This window comes from Prosthecobacter sp. (assembly GCF_049294395.1).
Classification (GTDB): Bacteria; Verrucomicrobiota; Verrucomicrobiia; order Verrucomicrobiales; family Verrucomicrobiaceae; genus Prosthecobacter.
The window spans coordinates 1-4,065 of sequence record NZ_JBAQCR010000248.1 but is presented as its reverse complement, the minus strand read 5'-3'; the positions used below and the strand labels follow the sequence as shown (position 1 = coordinate 4,065).

Annotated in this window: 4 protein-coding genes; 2 read left to right on the top strand and 2 right to left on the bottom strand. The window is 60.8% G+C overall.

Annotated features, from left to right (window positions below; all coding sequences use genetic code 11):
- The first annotated feature begins 408 nt into the window (after positions 1-408).
- Entirely contained in the window at positions 409-1,740 is a 1,332-nt protein-coding gene (locus tag WAW39_RS17360) for an ammonium transporter (protein WP_422320448.1), read from the top strand.
- Between the two features lie 251 nt (positions 1,741-1,991).
- Here the strand turns inward: WAW39_RS17360 and WAW39_RS17355 are convergent, their stop codons facing one another.
- Entirely contained in the window at positions 1,992-2,783 is a 792-nt protein-coding gene (locus WAW39_RS17355) for a DNA-binding protein (protein ID WP_422320447.1), read from the bottom strand.
- The gene (locus WAW39_RS17350) at positions 2,780-3,679 is read right to left on the bottom strand and encodes a HipA domain-containing protein (protein WP_422320446.1); all 900 of its coding nucleotides are present in this window, start codon (positions 3,677-3,679) and stop codon (positions 2,780-2,782) included. The genes WAW39_RS17355 and WAW39_RS17350 overlap by 4 nt, the downstream gene beginning before the upstream one ends.
- A 195-nt stretch (positions 3,680-3,874) precedes the next feature.
- Between WAW39_RS17350 and WAW39_RS17345 the strand changes: the two genes are divergently transcribed.
- On the top strand, positions 3,875-4,065 hold a 191-nt coding region (locus tag WAW39_RS17345; protein ID WP_422320445.1), incomplete at its 3' end, for a hypothetical protein.

Genomic DNA, 4,065 nt, shown 5'->3' with positions numbered 1-4,065 from the left:
AAACCTCCCTTCTACCCCGCCCGGGACGGCTGAAAAAAACACTCCCCCTTTTTAAATGAACCATCAAAACCTCCGAAACCTCCGAAACCCCGGTTTCGTTGGTTTTGCTGGTTCCCTTGGACGGGGAGCGGGAGATGTTTTTCCGCCCGCCTAGGCGACCTCTCAAAAGCCGCCCCGAACCGCCGTGCTCCACCTCAGCAACCCGCAGCTTAAAAGCATCGTCTTCTGCCTGGTTGCGGAATCAGGGCACAGCAAAGCTGACTGGGGTGAAAACCAGCAATGGGAAGCAGAAATAGAGCAAGAAACGTGCCATGGAACGGTGGTTTTTTCTTGTCTGCGGGGGCTGTTTGGTTAGCATCGGCCCCCCAACCAGCCTCCAACCAAGGCTCAAGCACCAACCTACCAACCATGACCCCATCCCTGCTGAAACGCACGGGGAGCAGGGCCGCACGGCATTGCTTTGCCGCGCTGGCCGCGCTCGCTCTCGCCACCACCTCCGCCCATGCCGCCGACGGCTCCACCATCAACAGCGGAGACACAGCCTGGCTGCTGACCTCCACCGCGCTGGTGCTCTTCATGATGATCCCCGGCCTGGCGCTGTTTTATGCCGGTCTCGTGCGGGCGAAGAACATTCTCTCCATCCTGATGCAGTGCTTTGCGCTGACGGCCGTGCTCAGCCTCGTCTGGCTGGCCGTGGGGTACTCGCTGGCGTTTTCAGACGGTGGCAGCATCGTCGGTGGTTTCAGCAAAGTCTTCCTCAGCGGCGTCACGCCCACGTCCGTGCGCAGCGACTGCCCCACCATCCCGGAGCTGCTGCACTTCGCCTACCAGATGATGTTTTTCCTCATCACCCCGGGGCTGTTCATCGGCGCGTTTGCCGAGCGCATGAAGTTCCAGGCCATCCTGATCTTCAGCGTGGTGTGGAGCCTCGTGGTCTATGTGCCGTGTTGCTACGGCGTCTGGCACAAGGCGGGCGCGTTCTTCGGTCTCACAGGCGTGATCGATCTCGCGGGCGGCATCGTCGTGCACATCACCGCCGCCGTGGCCGCGCTGGTAGCTTGTATTATGGTCGGCCCGCGCCGGGGCTTCCCGCATGCGCAGATGATGCCGCACAACCTTGCCCTCACCGTCACTGGCGCAGGCATGCTCTGGGTGGGCTGGTTTGGCTTCAATGCGGGCAGCCAGCTCGCGGCGAACGGCTCTGCGGCCATGACCCTCGTCGTCACGCACATTTCCGCCAGCTCCGCCGCCGTGGTGTGGATGCTCATCGAGTGGCTGCGCAACGGCCGGCCCAGCGTGCTCGGCATCGCCACCGGCTCCATCGCCGGGCTCGCGGCCATCACCCCGGCATCAGGTAAAGTGGGGCCCGTGGGAGCCCTCTGCATCGGCGCCATTTCTTCGATCATGTGCTGGCTGGCCTGCGCCAAGCTCAAGCAGCGCTTCAAGTACGACGACTCGCTGGACGTCTTCGGCGTGCATGGTGTCGGCGGCTTTGTGGGCACCATCCTCGTGGCCGTGTTTGGCACCACCTCCTTCGCCGGCGGCCTGGGCGACTTCCACATTGGCAGCCAGCTCGTCACGCAGCTCATTGCCTCGCTTTACACCATCCTGCTTTCCGGCATCGCCAGCTACATCATTCTCAAGGTGATCGATGTCACGCTGGGCCTGCGCGTCAGCCCCGAAGACGAGAACCAGGGCCTCGACCTCGCCGAGCACGGCGAAGCCGCCTACAACGACTGAGTTCAAACCCATGTCGCGGGAGGGAAGGGGAGCGGTGGCAGTCACCACGCCGCTGCCATTCCCTCCCCACGCATGGCAGGCCGGAAAGTTGCCCTGTTCCTGCGGAACAGGGGGGCTTCTTGCTCAGCAACAAGGCTGCTATGGACAAATGCACCCTTGTCACAACATGGTGGGAAAAAGATTCGCTCCTCACCAAACGAACTGACAAAACTGACGAAACCGGGTTCTGTAAGCGCCATTTGGAGGCAACGCTAGGCTGCAGTTGCCAGTTCGTGGCGAAGAGCTGCGCTTGGCACGGCTGGTGTCAGCAACTCGTAGTCGTCCCCGGACATTGGGTGATGCCCTTCTGGCACGAAGCCGCTGAGTTCCACCAGCAGCTTCCATTGATTCGCGGCATTCGAATGGTTCACGCGAATCACCCGGCACTTGAGGTCGCAGCCGGAGGTTAGCAGGCAGCCGCCGAGATCGGAAACCAGATAGCGTGGAGCCCAGCCCAGCACCATGTAGTCTGCAGTCTGCACCTGCACCGCGTGGCAGGTGGCAGGATTGTTGGTCTCCAGCGCCACTTGCAGATGTTCGTCTTCTCCCAGAGCCGCCAGCCTTTGCTGGTTCACCTGCGGCAGATGCCGCCAGCCATGCACAAAGAAGCGCGTGGCAAAGAAGCCTTCCCCGTCCGCTTTCAAGGCTGGAAACACCTCCAGATGATCCGTCTGCCGCACGCCGCCGGCCAGCTCCAGCAGTTCCAGCGGATCGAGCGCCGTTTCCGGCCGGTTCAGCATGTCGCTGAGGGATTTGTATTCAGGCCGCGTCGGAGACAGCACCCGGTTGGCAAATAATGGAAACAACTCCGCCGACTCATACACTTCCTCCAGAAGTGGAAAAGCAACCAGATGGCGGAAGCCTCCCTCTGCTTCGGCACGTTTGGCTCCGCGAATGTATTGAAAGCGGTAGAGACCTTCCGCAGGATCAGCATCCAGCCGGCCCACCGGATACCAGCCACGGCGGTTGTCAGGGGATTGCCAAGCGACAAATAGCGTTTTCATCGGATCAGTTCGCACAGTGTGGTGGAAGTATAGCACAGAATCTCCCTCGCCAAAAGTTTTGCTGAGCCTGTCATTACCTCCGAAGGCACGCGGTCCACCGTCGCCAGCAGGGCCTCCTGATTGATGGCTGCCAGACGTGACAAAGTAGGCTGGAACCACTGGGGGCGCTCCCTGGCCAGCTGCTCTACCAGTCCCAGCGGATTCGCTCCATGCTTTTCCCTGTCAGAAAGAAAAATAGCTCCCCGAGCTCCCCTCACATACTTCTCCACACGTTTCTCGCGCAGGATCGCCTCGCGCTTCTCTGCCAGCAATTCGCGTCCGAGCGAGGATGCGTGGTCATATGTAGGCGCGAGCTGGATGGAGGTGCTGGGGCCATGTCCTCCCAGCAGCAATCCCCAGTTTTCATGATGGCGGTCTGTGTTCACCACCAGGGCATCCAGCACCAGGTAGGAGGCCAGTCGCATGATTTCCCCGTGCACAAATTCGTCAGGGAAAAGCATGCGGAAGGCCTCCACCATAAGGGCAAAGGTGTGCTGGTTGTGGTGAAATGTCCGCGTGCGTTCATACCCTGCCACTGTGCCGCCCAGAACTTCGTTGCCATGCACCAGGGACAAAGACGGCGTGCTGTGCACAAAGGAGCGTTGCAGGCAGCCGCTGCGCCCATCGCACCGCGCCAGCTCCACCTGCGCATGCGGAATCTCCAGCAAGGCGGCGACTTCTGCAGCGATCTTCTCCGACCAATGCTCGCCAGTGTTCTCCCGGCTGAACTTGAACAGCCACCAGTCCGCCAGCCCAGGATGCTCCCATTCCAGCCAGAATTTCGCCTTGCTGCCCATCTGTTCGAGGATTTCCTCCGCAGGGCGTTCAATGGTCCAAACTGGGTACGGTGAGCTCATTCAATAAAGGCATAGTGTGCACCAGCCCCCCAGAACCAGTCCAGCACACCTTGGATTTTCCTCTGGAGGAGAGCGCTGAAGCAGTAAAAATATTTACGCTCCAAAAACGAACTGATAGAACCCGGTTCTGTCAGTTTTGTTAGTGTCATTTCACCCTCGCCAAGGCACTCCATTTCCCGTACTCTCCCGCCAGCCATGCCCATCCATCTCTCCACCCCATCCCGGCGCACGTTTCTCACCCAGCTCGGCGGCGCGGTCGTTTGTGCCCCGGCACTCCACTCAGCCGAGGAGAAGCGGGTGGATGCGGACCGGATCGCCATTCTCAACGACACGCACATCGCCGCGCAGCATCCGGCCAGCGCGGCCATCCCCACGCACCTGCGGGA